Consider the following 15,070-nt stretch of genomic DNA (forward strand, 5'->3'; position numbering starts at 1 on the left):
GCAAGGCGTGCTTCCGTTTTTTACGAATGTCTCCAGCCCGCGGCGTAGCCTTAGCGGGGGTTTTGGTGGTTGTCGAAAGGCCTGTCCTTCTCTTTTCGCTGCCGCTGATGCTCCGATAAACGGACCTGTAGGGGCGGACCTATGTGTCCGCCCTCCCCCGGGTTTCCACCTATCTCTCTTGGGACCTTCCCAACAAATAATCGGTAGACACTCCAAAGAAATCGGCCAGCTTCAACAAATCTGGAATCTCAGGATAATGTGTTGCGGATTCATAATACTGATAGGCCCGCAAACTGCATTACAGATAGTCTGCCATCTGTGCCTGGGTCCGTTTCTTCTCTTTTCGCAATCCTTTGAGCCGCTTTGCAAAAGTCTCCATAATTTCCCCTTGACAGGCAACTTAGTTGCATATATAATAATATGCAACTAAGTTTCAGATTGGAGGCAACCCCATGTCACCCTTAATGCAAACCATCTGCGACGATCTCCGCGCCTACGCTCTGGACCGCTACATAGACGGCTTCGAGCGGGACGCCTATGCCGCCGAGCTTGCCCAGCTCTACGGCGCGCTGTCCGCCGCCCTGCCGGAGTGCTGTCAGGCGATCCTCCAGCAGTACGTCCTTGCCTTGAACGCCCGCGCCCTCATGGAGCAGGAAGCCATGTTCCAGGCCGCTTTCGCCGCCGCGAAAGAGCTCTCTTAGCCCTCCTCCGGCGTCCCGGCTTTCTTGGCGGCGGTTTTCTTTGCGGCGGGTTTTTTCGCAGTGGTTTTCTTCGCCGCCGCAGCCGTTTTCGCCGCCGGTTTCTTGGCGGAGGCCGCTTTCGCGGTCTTGGCCGCTGTCTTCTTGGCGGAGGCCGTTTTCCCGGCCTTTTTGGCGGCGGGCTTCTTCGGCGTCTCNTCCGCCGNGGGGGGCTCCTCCCCCNCNTTCCGGGCGNCGAAGCGGGGATAGCCCCGCTTATCCTCCGGCAGAAAGTTGGAGCACGCCGGGTTGATGCAGAAGGGNTTCCGGGCTCCCTTGCCCGCTTTCTTGAACATGGTCTGCTCACAGGCCGGGCAGTCGTCCTTTACCGGCACGTCCCAGGTCATGAAGTCGCATTTTTCCGCCTCCACCTTGCTGGTGGTGTGCTCACAGCAGTAGTAGGTGTACTGCTTCCNGTTTTTCTTGCTCTTTCCCGTCCGCTTCATCAGCCGCCCGCCGCACTNGGGACAGCGGCCCGGCATCTCCACCACCAGGGGCATGGTGAAGCTGCAATCCGGGAAGCCGGGACAGGCCAGGAAGCGTCCGAACCGGCCCATTTTCACCACCAGGTTCCGCCCGCACTCGGGGCACACTTCCGTGGACACCTCGTCGGGCACCTTGATGCGCACGCCCTCCAGGTCCTGCTCCGCCTGCTTGAGGTTCTTGTCGAAGTCCCCGTAGAAGTCCCGCAGGACCCCCTTCCAGGGGATGCTCCCCCCCTCCACGGAGTCCAGCTTCTCCTCCATGTGGGCGGTGAATTTCAGATCGGCGATGTCGGTGAACTTATCCTTCATCAGCTCCGTCACCACCCGGCCCAGGTTGGTGATTTTTAAATACTTGCCCTCTTTTTCTACATACATCCGGTCCAGAATCGTGGACACGGTGGGGGCGTAGGTGGAGGGCCGGCCGATGCCCTGCTCCTCCATGGCCCGGATGAGGGACGCGTCGGTATACCGGGCGGGGGGCTGGGTGAAGTGCTGGCTGGGGGTGAAGTCCTTCAGCTCCAGGGCGTCCCCCTCCTGGAGCTCCGGCAGGGGAGATTCCTTTTCCTCCTTCTCCTCGTCCTTGCCTTCTTCATAAACGGCGGTGTAACCCGCGAATTTCAGGCTGGAGGAGCTGGCCCGGAAGTCGTGGCGGCTGGCCTCGATCTCCACGGACACGCTGTCGTACACGGCGTTGGACATCTGGCAGGCCACAAAGCGGCTCCAAATCAGGCGGTAGAGCCGGTACTGCTCCCCGGTGAGGTCGGCTTTCAAATCCTCCGGGGTCCAGCGGACGTTGCTGGGGCGGATGGCCTCGTGGGCGTCCTGGGCATTGGCCTTGGCCTTATAGCGGTTGGTTTTGGCGTAGGCGTCCCCGTAGCGGCCCAGGATAAAGCTCTTGGCCTCCGCCAGGGCCTCCTCGGAAAGGCGCAGGGAGTCGGTACGCATATAGGTGATGAGGCCCACGGTGCCCTCTCCGGCGATGTCCACGCCCTCGTAGAGCTGCTGGGCAATGGCCATGGTCCGCCGGGGGGTCATGCTCAGCTTTCGGGAGGCCTCCTGCTGCATGGTGGAGGTGGTGAAGGGGGGCGAGGGGCTGCGCTGCTTGTCGGTGCGCTTCACGCTCTTCACCGAGAAGGCGGCGTTTTCCGTCTCATGGACCACCGCGTCCACCTCGGCCTNGCTTTTCAGCTCCGCCTTCTTCCCGTCCTTCCCGTGGTAGCGGGCGGCAAAGGGCTTGTGGCCGCCCAGGAGGTTCACGTCCAGGGTCCAGTACTCCTCCGGCTGGAAGGCCTCGATCTCCCGCTCCCGGTCGTCCACCATCCGAGTGGCCACAGACTGGACCCGCCCGGCGGAAAGGCCCCGGCGGACCTTTTTCCACAGGAGGGGGCTCAGCTCATAGCCCACCAGCCGATCCAGGATGCGCCGGGCCTGCTGGGCATCCACCAGGTTCTGGTCGATGGCCCGGGGGGACTGGATGCNCTCCTGGACNACTTTNTTTGTGATTTCGTTGAAGGTCACCCGCCGGGTCTTCTCGTCCGGCAGGTCCAAAAGGTGCTTTAAATGCCAGGAGATGGCCTCCCCCTCCCGGTCCGGGTCGGTTGCCAGAAACACGGTGTCCGCCGCCTTGGCGGATTTTTTCAGGTCCTTGATGATATCTTCCTTGCCCTTGATGGGCTGGTAAACCGGCTCAAAATCCTNCTCCGGGTCCACGCCCAGCTTGCTCTTGGGCAGATCCCGCAGGTGGCCCATACAGGCCTTAACGGTGTACTCCTTCCCCANATACTTTCCGATGGTCTTGGCCTTCGCCGGGGATTCCACGATGACCAGATACTGCTTTGACATAGTTACCTCCGTTGTTTCCCGCCCCGCGGGAGGGGNAATGAAATTCGCTTTATTCCGTCAGCGCCACGGTCCGTGTGTACCGCTTGCCGTCATGCTGCCGTACGCAGCCGTCAATCTCCAGCATGGTCAGGGCCGACGAAACCCGCCGGGCGGGAATGCCGGTGCTTTCGATTAAATCGTCCACTTGAACGGGGCCCTCCGGCTCCAGCACCCCAAGAAGGGCGATCTGATCGTCCGTCAGGCCCTCCCGGCTCACAGCCCGGAGCGCGGGCGCTTTTTCCGGCTCCGGAGCAGGCTCCGGCTTCCGCCGGGGCTCGGCCCGCCGCCGGGTGGGCAGGGGCGTCCAGGCCGGGAGCTTCCGAGCGGGACGCAGCTTTTCCGGGAAACGCTCCTGGAAATCCCGGAGGATGTCCCAGCCCTCCGCCGCCAGGCCCGCGCCGTCCCGGATCAGGCGGTTGCAGCCCACGCTGTCCGGGGCGTCGATGGGACCGGGGACGGCGTAAACCTCCCGGCCCTGCTCCAGGGCCAGCCGGGCGGTGATGAGCGCGCCGCTGTGCCCCGGGGCCTCCACCACCAGAGCGGCCACGCTGAGGCCGGACATAATCCGGTTTCGGACGGGAAAGTGGGCTTTATCCGGCGGGGAGCCCGGCGGATACTCGGACAGCAGCACCCCCCTGGCGGCGACGTCGGCGTACAAGTCTCCATTTTCCGGGGGATAGACGACATCCAGACCGCCGCCCGTCACGCCCACGACGGATCCGCCCGCCCGGAGGGCTCCCCGGGCGGCGGCGGAATCCACGCCCCGGGCCAGCCCTGTCACTACCACCGCACCGGAAGCCGCCAGCTCCCGGCCCAGCCGCTCTCCGCAGGCGGTTCCGTAGGGCGTGCACTCCCGGGTGCCCACCACCGCGATGGCCGCCTCCTCGTCCATGACGGGCATCCGCCCCTTGACGTAGAGCACCAGGGGCGGGTCGAAGATGTTCCGCAGGCGCTGTGGATACTCCGCGTCTTGAATGGTCAAAATCCGCTGGCCCAAGCGCTGGCAGTCCGCCAAAATACGGTCCGCGGCGGAAAGGTCCCGGTTCAAGGCCAGTTCCGCCTGACCTGGGGGCACATCCTCCGCCAGCAGCAGCTCCTCCCGGTCGGCGAAGAAAATATCCTCCGGCGAACCGAAGTGCCGCAGAAGCGCCAGCCGNAANGGGCCCTTCAGCCTCGGAAGCTCTGCCAGCCACACCCAATATTTCAGCATATCCCGCCCCTCCTTTTTCCAAGGTTCTTTATACTATATTAAATAGAAGCAAATTGCAAGCGTCAAATTTTTAATATTCTCCCCGCGCCGCCTCCCACAGCAGCACCGAGGCCGCCGAGGCGGCGTTCAGGGACTCGCACCGGGGGGCCATGGGGATGCGGACGGTCTTGTCACAGGCCGCCAGCACCGCCGCCGAGAGGCCCCGGCCCTCGCTGCCCACGGCCATGGCACAGCGGCGGAGATCCACCTCCCGCACATCCGCCGTGTCCTCCCGCAGGGCCGCGCCGTAGAGGGGCAGGCCCGCCTCTTTCAAAAGAGCCGTCAGCTCCTCCAGGGTACAGCGGTAGATCTCGGTACGGAAATGGACTCCCATTCCCGCCCGGAGGGTTTTGGGATTATGGAGGTCGGCGCAGCCGGGGAGCACGATCACCCGTGTCCCGAAGGCGTCCGCCGTCCGAAGGATAGTGCCCACATTGCCGGGGTCCTGCACCCCGTCCAGCACCAGGAAGCGCAGCCGCCCCCCNGCGCCGGGCCCCAGCCGCTCCGGCGGGGCACAGCCCGGGGACCGGCAGGAAAAAACGGCCCCCTGGGGGGTTTCCATGGGGCTGACGGAGCGCATGACGCTCTCGCTGACCTCCGCCATCCGGGGAACCCGCCCTTCCAGTCCAGGGGGCAGCGCCGCCCCCTGGGTGTACAGCAGCGCCGTGATGGGCGCGCCCCACAGCGCCGCCTCCTGGAGGAGCTTGGGGCTGTCGCACAAAAATTCTCCCGTTTCCTCGCGGTAGGAACGGGAGGAGGCCAGNTTCCGCAGATGGACGCACAGNGGATNTNACTTGCTGGTGATAGTCTCCATGGCGGCGCGCCTCCTCTCCTGCCGGTACCGGCATAGTGACGGAAATCCACCCCCGTCGCCGCGGCAAAATGTAGATTCTTTCTTATCATAAAGGGATCCGCCGGGCTTGTCAAGCCGTCAGGCGGGCTTTCTTCCCTTGTTTTCTGAGAAATGGCAGAATTTTCCTTCCATAAAACAAGGGCAGGCCCGCCCGGCGGACCTGCTTCTTGTTCAGGCTTCTTCGTTCAGCGGCATGTCCCCGGCGGCGGGAATTTCCCGGTATAAGCCGCGCGCACCTCGCCGCAGAGGTACAGGGAACCCAGGGCGCAGATTGCCTCCCCCGCCGCCGCCAGGGCGGCGTTCAGCCCCTCTTCTACCGAAACGCAGGGCCGGGCTTCCACCCCGCGCTTGGCCAGAAGGGCGCACAGCGCCGCCGGGTCCATGGCCCGGGGGCTGTCGGGCCGGAGGACAAAGGCCCGCTCCGCCAGGGGGGCCAGCAGGTCCAGCATCTCCCCGGCGTCCTTGTCCGCCAGGATGCCCAGGAGGAAGGTCAGCCGTTTTCCGGGAAAGAGGGCCCGCAGGCTCTCCGCCGCCGCGCGCATGCCGTGGGCGTTGTGGGCGCCGTCCAGGAGGAAAACGGGGCGTTTCCCCAGGACCTCAAAGCGCCCCGGCCAGCGGACTGCCGCCAGCCCTTGGCGGACGGCCTCCTCCGGGATGCTCCATCCCTTTTTCTTCAAGGCCTCCAGGGCCGTCAGGGCCAGGGCGGCGTTCTCCGCCTGATAGGCCCCCGCCAGGGGGATGGTCAGGTCCTCCCAGGGGGCGAAGTCGAAAACCGCGCCCTCCAGGTCTAGCCGCCGGACCCGCAGCCGGGAGAGGTCCAGCTCCGTCAAGTCCGCCCCCCGCTCTTGGCAGACCTGGCGAAACACCTCGTCCGCCTCGGGACAGCCCCCCCGGCTGACCACGGTCCCCCCCGGCTTGATAATCCCCGCCTTGGCGGCGGCGATGTCCCGAAGGGTGGGGCCCAGAATGGCGGCGTGGTCCATGCCCATGGCGGTGAGGACTGCCAGCTCCGGAGTCTCGATGACGTTGGAGGCGTCCAAGCCCCCGCCCAGGCCGGTCTCCAGGACCACGATATCACAGACCTGCTCCTGAAAGTGCAGGAAGGCGGCGGCGGTGATCAGCTCGAACTCCGTGGGGTGCTCCGCCATGGCCTCCGCCGCAGGGCGGACCCGGTCCATCACCGCCCCAAGGGCTTCATCGGAAATCTCCTCCCCGTTCACCCGGATGCGCTCATGAAAGCGTTCCAGGTGGGGGGACGTGTTCAGCCCCACCCGATACCCCGCCGCCTCCAGCACGGAGGCGAGACAGGCGCAGACGCTGCCCTTGCCGTTGGTGCCCGCCGCGTGGATAAATCTCAGCCCCTTCTGGGGGTCCCCCAGGCGGCGAAGCAGCTCCCGGACGCGGCCCAGGCCGGGGGCATGGGCATCCCAGCCGTGGGACCAGACGTAGGCTACGGCCTCTTCTCCCGTCATGGCGCCGCCTCCTTTACAGGCTGACCGCGTTCCGCTGCCGGAGCGCCTTCACCAGGGGGATTGCCAGGGAGGACATCACCACGGCGTTGATCATGCCCACTATGAGCCGCCAGACAAAATCCCCCAGAATCAGGCCTGGAAAATAGTAGCCCATCAGCACGCTGTCCAGCCAGTTCACCAGGGTGTTCCCCAGGGTGGTGCAGACGGCCGCCACGATGCAAACAGCATAGCAAAGCATCCGCCGCTCCTCCAGCCGCTGGCCCCGGAGGGACAGCAGCGCAAGNGCCCCCAGGCCTACCACCAGGCCCCGGAGGGCCGGGGGGATCAGGTACAGCACGGTGGTGTAGGTGACGCCGTAGGTCAAAAGCTGTTTGAAGAACTCGCCCACCATGGCCACGATTACCGCGTCCACCGGGCCGAAGAGCAGGGCGGCCGCCACCACCGGCAGGGAGCCGAAGGAAATCCGCACATTCCCCACCTGCACCGCCGCGTAGAGCGACAGGGGCAGGTACATGGCCGCCAGCAGCGCGGCGTAGCACATCCGTTTCACATTCCTTTTGGGCATAACAAAAACCTCCTCTAAAAATGCGGCAGCACGCCGCACAGAGGAAGCCCGTTCCCATATGCGGCAGNGGGATGCGGGACGCGCACTGCGGAATTTCTTCCTTCGTCCAAAGAGCAACTCCCCGTCTCTCCGGCACTTTGACACGCGTGTCCCTACTCTGCCTTTGTCCTTCCGGCCTTCGCCGGGGGACGCCCTTATCATATACCAGCTTCCGTCAAAATACAAGGCCCTTCGATAAATTCCATAAAAATCCAGGTCCGCCTTAACGGGCGAAAAAACGCCCCGGACCTGAATCCGGGGCGTTTTCCAGCATCTTGAAGGGTTACTTTCCAGCGGGTTCCGCGGCTTTGGCTTCCGCCGCGGCCTTGGCCNTTTCGGCCTGAGCCTTCNTGANGGCCTTGTACTTTTCCTTCTCCTCGGCNGTTGCCACANGGAGAATGGCGTCTCTCGGGCANACCTTGGTGCANAGCTNGCAGCCCACGCACTTGTCGTAGTCGATGACCGCTACGCCGTTTTCCACATGGATGGCGTCTTTTTTGCACTCCTTCTGGCACAATCCACAGCCGATGCAGGAGGTGGAGCAGACGCTCATAGCCGCCTTGCCCTTGTCCTGGTTGGCGCAGCCTACGTGAACCTTCTTGGACACGGGGACGGAGGTAATCAGGTGCCGGGGGCNGGCGGCGGCGCAGGCCATGCAGNCGGTGCACTTGTCCGGGTCCACCACGGCGGTGCCGCCGGGGCCGATGGACATGGCGCCGAACTGGCACGCGGCCACGCAGGAGCCAAAGCCCAGGCAGCCGAAGGCGCACTCCAGGGGACCGCCCGCGACCTTCGTCGCGGAGATGCAGTCCTTGACGCCCACATAGTCAAAGCGCNTTTTCGCGTTCACGCCGCNNGTGCAGCGNACGAAAGCCACCTGCCGCTCCCCGGTGGGAGCCTCCATGCCCATAATCTTGGCAATGGCGGCGGCGTTTTCCGCCCCGGCGGGGGCGCAGGCAGTGACGGGAGCTTCTCCCGCCAGAATGGCGGCGGCACAGCCGCCGCAGCCGGGATAGCCGCAGCCGCCGCAGTTGGCCCCGGCCAGCAGGCCCAGGATGGCCTCCTCACGGGGGTCCTTCTTTACCTCGAAAATCTTGGAGGCCACGGCCAGGACCAGGCCGAAGATCGCGCCCAGAACGCCCAGGACGGCCACCGCGAATAAAATATTCATCATAACGCAACCGCCCTCCTTACCAANTTACCAAGCCGGAGAAGCCCATNAACGCCAGGGCNATNAGACCGGCGGTGACCAGCGCGATGGGGAAGCCCTCGAAGCTCTTGGGATACTCGGCAAAGACCAGCCGCTCCCGGATGCTGGCAAACAGCACGATGGCAACCAGGAAGCCGATGCCGCCGGTGATGCCGTAGACCACGGACTCAATGAAGTTGTAACCCTCCTGAATGTTCAGCAGCGCAACGCCCAGCACCGCGCAGTTGGTGGTGATCAGGGGCAGGTACACGCCCAGGGCCNTGTNCAGGGAGGGCATGNACTTCTGGAGGAACATCTCAATGAACTGCACCAAAGACGCGATAACCAGAATGAAGGCCACGGTCTGCATGTACTCCAGATCCAGAGGCACCAGGATGAATTTGTTCACCGCCCAGGTGATGGCGGAGGCCAGGCCCATGACGAAGGTCACAGCGAAGCCCATGCCCACGGCGGTATCCACCTTCTTGGAAACGCCCAGGAAGGGGCAGATGCCCAGGAACTGGGAGAAGATGAAGTTGTTCGCCAGGATGGCGGCCAGNGTAATCGCCAGCAGTCTTGAAATTTGATCCATTTACTTGCCCTCCTTACTCTTGGACAGCGCCCACTGCATGGCGGCGATGAGGAAGCCCAGCACCAGGAAGCCGCCCACGGGCAGAGTCAGAATGCCGATGGGGAACTGCTCCGGAATGATGCGGAAGCCCGCCAGGGTTCCCGCGCCCAGCAGCTCCCGGATGAAGCACATCGCCAGCAGGACGAGGGTGTAGCCCAGGCCCTGGAAGATGCCGTCGAAGAAGGAAGCGCCCACGCCGNTCTTATAGGAGAAGGCCTCCGCCCGGCCCAGGATGATGCAGTTCACCACGATCAGCGGAATGAACACGCCNAGAGACTCGGCAATCGCCGGGACAAAGGCCTGAAGCAGCAGGNCCACGCAGGTGACGAAGCCCGCGATGACCACAATGAACATGGCGATACGGATCTTGTCGGGGACGATCTTCCGGATGGCGGAGATAACCACGTTGGCCGCCGTCAGAATGATGAGCACGGACACGCCCATGCCTAAGCCGTTCATGATGGAGGTGGTGATGGCCATGGTGGAGCACAGGCCCAGCATCTGCACCAGAACGGGGTTTTGGGTCAGCAGGCCCTCTTTCAGCTGTTTACCAAGATTCATGTTTCAGCTCCCCCTTTCTCAGCCCATCACGCCGGCCACAGCCAGCGCGGCGTTGACGCCGTTGGTCACGCCCCGGGTGGAGACCGTGGCGCCGGAGATGGCGTCCACATTCGTTCCCACTGCCAAAAGCCCGTCGGCGGCGCTCTTGCCCTCGAACTGGCTCAGGACGCCCACGCCGGAGGCGGTGGGCATGTTGGTCATGACCTTGGAGCCGATGCCTGCGGTTTCCGCGTTTTTGACGATGGACACGCCGGTGACGGTTCCTTCTCCGTCCACGCCCACCATCATTTCAATCTTGCCCTGAGAGCCGCNGGACACCACCTTGATGGCGTAGCCCGCCGTCGCGCCGCCCACCTGGGCCTCATACACGGAGTCCAGAGTGACGCTGCCGGAGGCGGCGGTCATCTCGTCGGTAAGGGTCAGCTTGTCGGAGAAGGTGGTGTTGTCCGGGTCCGCCACCACGGCCTTCATGGCCTCCACGGTCTTAGCCCAGTTGATGGCGTCGATTTTTTCCTCGGTGACGGCGTTGACGCCGCCCAATGCCGCCGCCACAACCANACAGGTGACCAGCAGCGTGACGGTCAGTTTAANAATGTACGCGGGGTCCATCTGGACCTTTTCCTTGCTCTTGGTGCTCATTTCGCGGCCCCCTCCTTCTTGTCGGATTTCACAACGCCGAAGCGCACGGGCTTGGTGTACTTGTCGATGAAGGGCACGAACAGGTTCATGACCATGATGGAGTAGCACACGCCCTCGTTATAGGACCCGAAGTAGCGGATCAGCACGGTGAACAATCCGCAGCCCACGCCGAAAATCAGCTGGCCCTTCTTGGTGACGGGGGAGGTGGCGTAGTCGGTGGCCATGAAGAACGCGCCCAGCATGAGGCCGCCGCCGAAGATGCTGTAGAGCATCCAGTCCAGGCTGCTGCCGGCCTTGGGNAACAGGAAGGTGAGGACGGCCACGGTGCCGATGTAGGCCGCGGGGGTCTGCCAGTTGATGACCTTCCGCCAGATGAGGTACGCGCCGCCGATGATCAGCCTCAGCGCGGAAACCTCGCCCAGGGAGCCGCCGATCTGGCCCATGAACATCTGGCTGACGCTGTATGTACCCGTGAGGTTTCCAAAGCTCTCGGCCAGGGCCACGGGGTCCGTGCCCTTCATGTAGGCCAGGGGGGTGGCGGCGGTGACGATGTCCACGTTGGACCCGAACAGGNCCGCTTGATTCATGGCGGGGTCCACCCAGGTGGTCATGGACCCGGCGTAGCTGGCCAGCAGCACGGCCCGGCCCGCCAGGGCGGGGTTCACGAAGTTTTTGCCGATGCCGCCGAAGAGCTGCTTGACAATGATGATGGCGAAGGCGTCGCCAATGAGAATCATCCAATAGGGAATCTGCACGGGGCTGACGAAGGCCAGCAGCATGCCGGTAACCACGGCGGACAGGTCCCGAACGGACTGGGGCTTCTTCATCACCTTGCGGTACAGCCACTCGAAGANAATGCACCCCGCCACGGACACGGCGGTCATGGTCAAGGCCCGGAGGCCGAAGTTGAAGCAGGCGAACGCCAGGGCGGGCACCATGGCGATGATGACGTCCTTCATGATGCCCTGGGTGGTCTCGCTTCCGCGGATATGGGGCGAGGAGGTGGCGATCAGCTTGAGATTCTTATAGTCCGTCATTTGTTGACAACCTCCTTTTTCGCCTCTTCGGCGGCTTTTTTGGCCTCGGCGGCGGCCTTGGCCTTGGCCGCGGCGTCCTTCACCAGCTGCTTGCCGGTTTTGAACATATGGGTCAGGTGCAGCCGGGCGGGGCAGGTGTAGGCGCAGGCGCCGCACTCCATGCAGTCCATGATGTGGGCGTCGTTCAGTTCGTCCACCAGGCCCTTGGAGGCATACTGGTACAGGAACAGGGGCTCTAAGTGCATGGGGCACACGCCCACGCACTTGCCGCAGCGGATGCACTGGGGATGCTCCACGGTCTGCTCTTCCTTCTCGCAGAAGGCCAGCATGCAGCCCGTGCCCTTGGCCACGGGGATGTCGGCGGTGTACTGGGCCATGCCCATCATGGGGCCGCCGGCGATGAGCTTATAGGTGCCGTCCTTCAGCCCGCCGCAGAAGTCAAACAGAAGGGACACGGGGGTGCCAATGGGGCACTCCACGTTCTTGGGCTCCACCACGCCGGAGCCGGAGACGGTGACCACCTTTTTCACCACGGGNATGCCCGTGGTAATCGCCTTAAAGATGGCGCAGGTGGTATTGATATTGAATACCGCGCATCCGATGTTGCTGGGCAGCCCTCCCGGGGGCACCTGCTTGCCGGTGATGGCCTGGCAGAGCTGCTTCTCACCGCCCTGGGGATAGCGGCAGCGGAGGCCCTCCACCACCACGGGGGCGTGCTTTTCGGCAATGGTTTTGTTCAGCCGGTCGATGCCGTTTTGTTTGTTGACCTCCACGCCGATGACCACTTTTTCCACGCCGAACATCTTGGCGAGGTAGGTCGCGCCGCCGATGATCTCCTCGGAGCGCTCCAGCATGGCCCGGTGGTCGCCGGTGATGTAGGGCTCGCACTCCGCGCCGTTGATGATCACGGTGTCCACTTTTCCGATGCCGCCGGAGATTTTCACATGGGTGGGGAAGGTTGCGCCGCCCATGCCGACGATGCCGGCGTTTTTCACGATTTCCACCATCTCGTCCACGCTCAGGGCGTCCGGGTTCGCGGGGGCCTGGACCTCCTCGCTGACCTCGTCCTGTCCGTCGTTGTCAATGACCACGGACATGACGTTTCCGCCCATGGAATAGGGACGGGGCTCCACCGCCTTGACGGTGCCGGAGACGCTGGCATGGATGGGGGCGCCAAGACCGCGGAACTCGCCGATCTTCTGGCCCACCTTCACATGGTCGCCGGCCTTGACAAGGGGGGTGCATGGCGCGCCGAAGTGCTGGGACATGGGGATGACCACTTGAGCAGGGGCAGGCAGCTGCTCGATGGCCTTTTCATTGGTCGCGGCTTTCATGTCGTGGGGATGAACGCCGCCAAAGAACGCTTGTGCCATTATTTCACCTCATTTTTTACTGCTGGCAGCGGCCCGGGCGGGGGGCGGTCCTGCCGTCCACCGTCTGGACGGGCTGACGTGCCTGGACATACCATCGCATACTTCCTTGCATTGTACACCCTTCTTCTAAAAATGTCCAGTCTGTGAACGGCAAATTTTCTGGATTTTTTGCCTTTTCTTGCGAAACCTTTACGGCCCCAAAGGCTCCCGGACCCTGGAAAAAGAAACGCGCCGCCCCTCCGTTTTCCAGAGGGACGGTACGTAATCGTTTACCTGGAAATTTCCGCCCTTCAGGGGGCCAGAACCAGCTCCGCCAGCCGCTCCGCCGGGTCCAGAACGGGGAGGCTTGTCCGCTTTCCCAGGGCCTGCTTCACATAGGGGAAGTGGGTGCAGCCCAGCACCACCGCCTCCGCCCCGTTGTCCTCGAAGAAGCGGAGAAGAAGCCCCAGGCCGCAGTCCTCCGCCAGCTCCTCCGGCGGCGTCCCGGCTTCTACGCCCAGCACCAGCGGCAGCACCCCCGCCCCAAAGACCAAAGTCTCGGGGGAGGCGTTCACCATGGCCCGCTCCACTCCGGCGGCCCCCTGGCAGTTGGCGGCCAGCACGCCGATGCGGCGGTATTGGAGGGCGATCTCACCGTAGACGTCCATGGGCGTCCAGATGCGAAGGCCCCTCCCTTCCGCCAGGCCGTGCGCGTCGATGGTGGCGCTGAGGGAATTGCAGTAGAGCAGCACCCGGTCCATCCCCCGGATTTTGATGTTTTCTAAAACAGCCCCCACCGCCGCCTCCCGGGCGGACTGGGAGCCCACCTGAAAGGCGGTCTGCTCCTCCGGGGTCCGGGAGATGGGGAAGCCCAGGGCCTCCGCCCCCCGGCTTTTCAGCAGCTCCACGCCCATCTGTGTGTCTACCGGAGTCCCGGCGATGACGGCAATTTTCATATGCGTTTTCTCCTTTGTGTGCGTTTGATTCCATTAAAATGACGCTCCCGAAAAGAGCCGAAGGCCCCGCCTACAAATCAAAGGGGATTTCCCCCTCCATAAACAGAAAAACCTTTCCCCCCAGGAAGACCCGGCCTCCTTCCAGCCGGACGGCCACCACGCCGCCCCGCCGGGAAATCTGCCGGGCCGTCATGCGGGTTTTTCCCAGCTTCTTTGCCCAAACAGGGGCCAGGAAGGTGTGAGCCCGCCCTGTTACGGGGTCCTCCATGACATGGGCCCTGGGATAAGAACAGGGGTAGAAGTACCGGGACACAAAATCGTACTCCGCGGAAGGGGCGGTCAGGATCAGCCCCAGCCCGTCCCGCAGGCCGTCCAGCTTTAAAATCAACCCGTCGTTGGGGACAAACCGGGCCAGCTCTTCCTCGCTTCCCACGGTGATCACCAGGTCCCCGCCGTCGAAATACGCCTCCCGGGCCAGGCCGTCCGTGGCGGCCAGCATCGCCTCCGTCACCGGGACGGGCTTCGCCTTTCCAACGGGAAAATCCAGGGTAATCCACTCCCCTTCCCGCGTGGCCCGCAGTTCCCCGCTCAGGGTCTGAAAGCGCATCTCCNAAACGCCGGGCTCCACAAANTCACTGACAACGTAGGCCGACNCCAGNGTAGCGTGGCCGCAGAGGTCAATCTCCCCGCTGGGGGTAAACCACCGCAGGTCATAGGCCCCGGAACCCGTTTTCACCACGAAGGCGGTTTCCGAATAGTTGTTCTCTATGGCGATGCTCTGCATAAGCGCCGCGTCCGGCATCTGCTTGCAGGGAAGCACCGCCGCCGGGTTTCCCGTAAACAGCTCCTCCGCGAAGGCGTCCGCAATGTACTGCCTCATAGCCTCTTCCCCCTGTAACACGGCAATATTTGTCTTATTTTACCACACTTCCCGCCGCCGGTTCAACCCCCCTTTTTGTCCTACCCGCTCCCTCTCGTCCATATAGTGTAGGACGGGGGTGTTGTTTTGAAAAAGGGAAGCACCATGTTCTACGGCGCTCTGCTGCTTACCGGGGCCAACCTGGCCCTGCGTCTTGCGGGCATGAGCTTTCAGGTCTGCCTCTCCGGCCGCCTGGGGGCCGCCGGGGTGGGCCTTTTGCAGCTGATCCTCTCCGTGCGGATGCTGGCTTTCACCCTGGGCTCCTCCGGGGCCCGGACCTGCGCCCTCTACCTCTCCGCCGAGGCCCTGGGACGGCGGCGGAGCGTCCGGCCCGCCCTGTCCGGCAGTATCCGGTACTGCCTCCTCTTCGCCCTGCCCGCGGGGGCGGGGCTTTGGGTCCTCACGCCTCGAATCGCCGGGGGGTGGATTGGGGACGCCGCGGCGGAATCCGCCCTCCGGGCCTTCGCCCTGTTCCTGCCTGTCAGCTGCCTCAACGGGGTGATGC

At 63.8% G+C, this 15,070-nt stretch carries 15 protein-coding genes and 1 riboswitch; of the genes, 2 read left to right on the forward strand and 13 right to left on the reverse strand.

The annotated features are described in order from the left end of the window. Positions 1-452 precede the first annotated feature (452 nt). Positions 453-701 (forward strand): hypothetical protein, encoded by a 249-nt coding sequence (locus JX325_RS06040; RefSeq protein WP_204790257.1) that lies wholly within the window; start codon positions 453-455, stop codon positions 699-701. Here the strand turns inward: JX325_RS06040 and topA are convergent. From topA to JX325_RS06105, 13 genes are all read right to left on the reverse strand, one after another. Next, a complete protein-coding gene (topA, locus tag JX325_RS06045; protein WP_204790258.1) occupies positions 698-3,064 on the reverse strand; it encodes a type I DNA topoisomerase in 2,367 nt (788 codons plus the stop codon). The two genes, JX325_RS06040 and topA, sit on opposite strands and share 4 nt — an antisense overlap. A 49-nt stretch (positions 3,065-3,113) precedes the next feature. Beyond that, the gene (dprA, locus tag JX325_RS06050; protein ID WP_204790259.1) at positions 3,114-4,313 is read right to left on the reverse strand and encodes a DNA-processing protein DprA; all 1,200 of its coding nucleotides are present in this window, start codon (positions 4,311-4,313) and stop codon (positions 3,114-3,116) included. 70 nt (positions 4,314-4,383) lie between these two features. Beyond that, complete coding sequence (locus JX325_RS06055) at positions 4,384-5,166, reverse strand: RNA methyltransferase (RefSeq protein ID WP_204790260.1); 783 nt, start codon at positions 5,164-5,166, stop codon at positions 4,384-4,386. A 224-nt stretch (positions 5,167-5,390) separates the two neighbouring features. After that, a complete protein-coding gene (locus JX325_RS06060) occupies positions 5,391-6,677 on the reverse strand; it encodes a folylpolyglutamate synthase/dihydrofolate synthase family protein (protein WP_204790261.1) in 1,287 nt (428 codons plus the stop codon). A 13-nt stretch (positions 6,678-6,690) separates the two neighbouring features. Then, complete coding sequence (locus tag JX325_RS06065) at positions 6,691-7,242, reverse strand: folate family ECF transporter S component (RefSeq protein WP_204790262.1); 552 nt, start codon at positions 7,240-7,242, stop codon at positions 6,691-6,693. A 62-nt stretch (positions 7,243-7,304) separates the two neighbouring features. Beyond that, positions 7,305-7,404: riboswitch (THF riboswitch) on the reverse strand. Positions 7,405-7,564: 160 nt separating this feature from the next. Continuing rightward, positions 7,565-8,455 (reverse strand): RnfABCDGE type electron transport complex subunit B, encoded by an 891-nt coding sequence (locus JX325_RS06070; RefSeq protein ID WP_204790263.1) that lies wholly within the window; start codon positions 8,453-8,455, stop codon positions 7,565-7,567. Positions 8,456-8,471: 16 nt separating this feature from the next. Then, positions 8,472-9,062, reverse strand: coding sequence for an electron transport complex subunit RsxA (gene rsxA, locus JX325_RS06075; RefSeq protein WP_204790264.1), 591 nt, complete (start codon positions 9,060-9,062; stop codon positions 8,472-8,474). Continuing rightward, positions 9,063-9,662, reverse strand: a complete 600-nt coding sequence (gene rsxE, locus JX325_RS06080) for an electron transport complex subunit RsxE (protein WP_204790265.1) — start codon at positions 9,660-9,662, stop codon at positions 9,063-9,065. It abuts the gene before it with no gap. 18 nt (positions 9,663-9,680) lie between these two features. Then, complete coding sequence (locus JX325_RS06085; RefSeq protein WP_204790266.1) at positions 9,681-10,301, reverse strand: FMN-binding protein; 621 nt, start codon at positions 10,299-10,301, stop codon at positions 9,681-9,683. After that, complete coding sequence (locus JX325_RS06090) at positions 10,298-11,338, reverse strand: RnfABCDGE type electron transport complex subunit D (RefSeq protein WP_204790267.1); 1,041 nt, start codon at positions 11,336-11,338, stop codon at positions 10,298-10,300. Before JX325_RS06090 ends, JX325_RS06085 begins: the two co-directional genes overlap by 4 nt. Continuing rightward, positions 11,335-12,711 (reverse strand): electron transport complex subunit RsxC, encoded by a 1,377-nt coding sequence (gene rsxC, locus JX325_RS06095; RefSeq protein ID WP_204790268.1) that lies wholly within the window; start codon positions 12,709-12,711, stop codon positions 11,335-11,337. The genes JX325_RS06090 and rsxC overlap by 4 nt, the downstream gene beginning before the upstream one ends. A 290-nt stretch (positions 12,712-13,001) precedes the next feature. Continuing rightward, positions 13,002-13,646, reverse strand: coding sequence for an aspartate/glutamate racemase family protein (locus tag JX325_RS06100; RefSeq protein ID WP_204790269.1), 645 nt, complete (start codon positions 13,644-13,646; stop codon positions 13,002-13,004). A 70-nt stretch (positions 13,647-13,716) separates the two neighbouring features. Further along, entirely contained in the window at positions 13,717-14,526 is an 810-nt protein-coding gene (locus JX325_RS06105) for a PhzF family phenazine biosynthesis protein (protein WP_204790270.1), read from the reverse strand. Positions 14,527-14,652: 126 nt separating this feature from the next. On the opposite strand from JX325_RS06105, the gene JX325_RS06110 reads away from it, so the two are divergent. Further along, positions 14,653-15,070 (forward strand): hypothetical protein (locus tag JX325_RS06110; protein ID WP_374220591.1); only part of this gene is annotated, 418 nt, incomplete at its 3' end.

The sequence above is a fragment of the Oscillibacter sp. CU971 genome (assembly GCF_905219725.1).
Classification (GTDB): Bacteria; Bacillota; Clostridia; order Oscillospirales; family Oscillospiraceae; genus Oscillibacter.

Coding starts and splice junctions, on each gene's coding strand:
- JX325_RS06060 (WP_204790261.1), bottom strand. CDS start 6,677: ATGACGGGAGAAGAGGCCGTAGCCTACGTCTGGTCCCACGGCTGGGAT.
- JX325_RS06040 (WP_204790257.1), top strand. CDS start 453: ATGTCACCCTTAATGCAAACCATCTGCGACGATCTCCGCGCCTACGCT.
- JX325_RS06100 (WP_204790269.1), bottom strand. CDS start 13,646: ATGAAAATTGCCGTCATCGCCGGGACTCCGGTAGACACACAGATGGGC.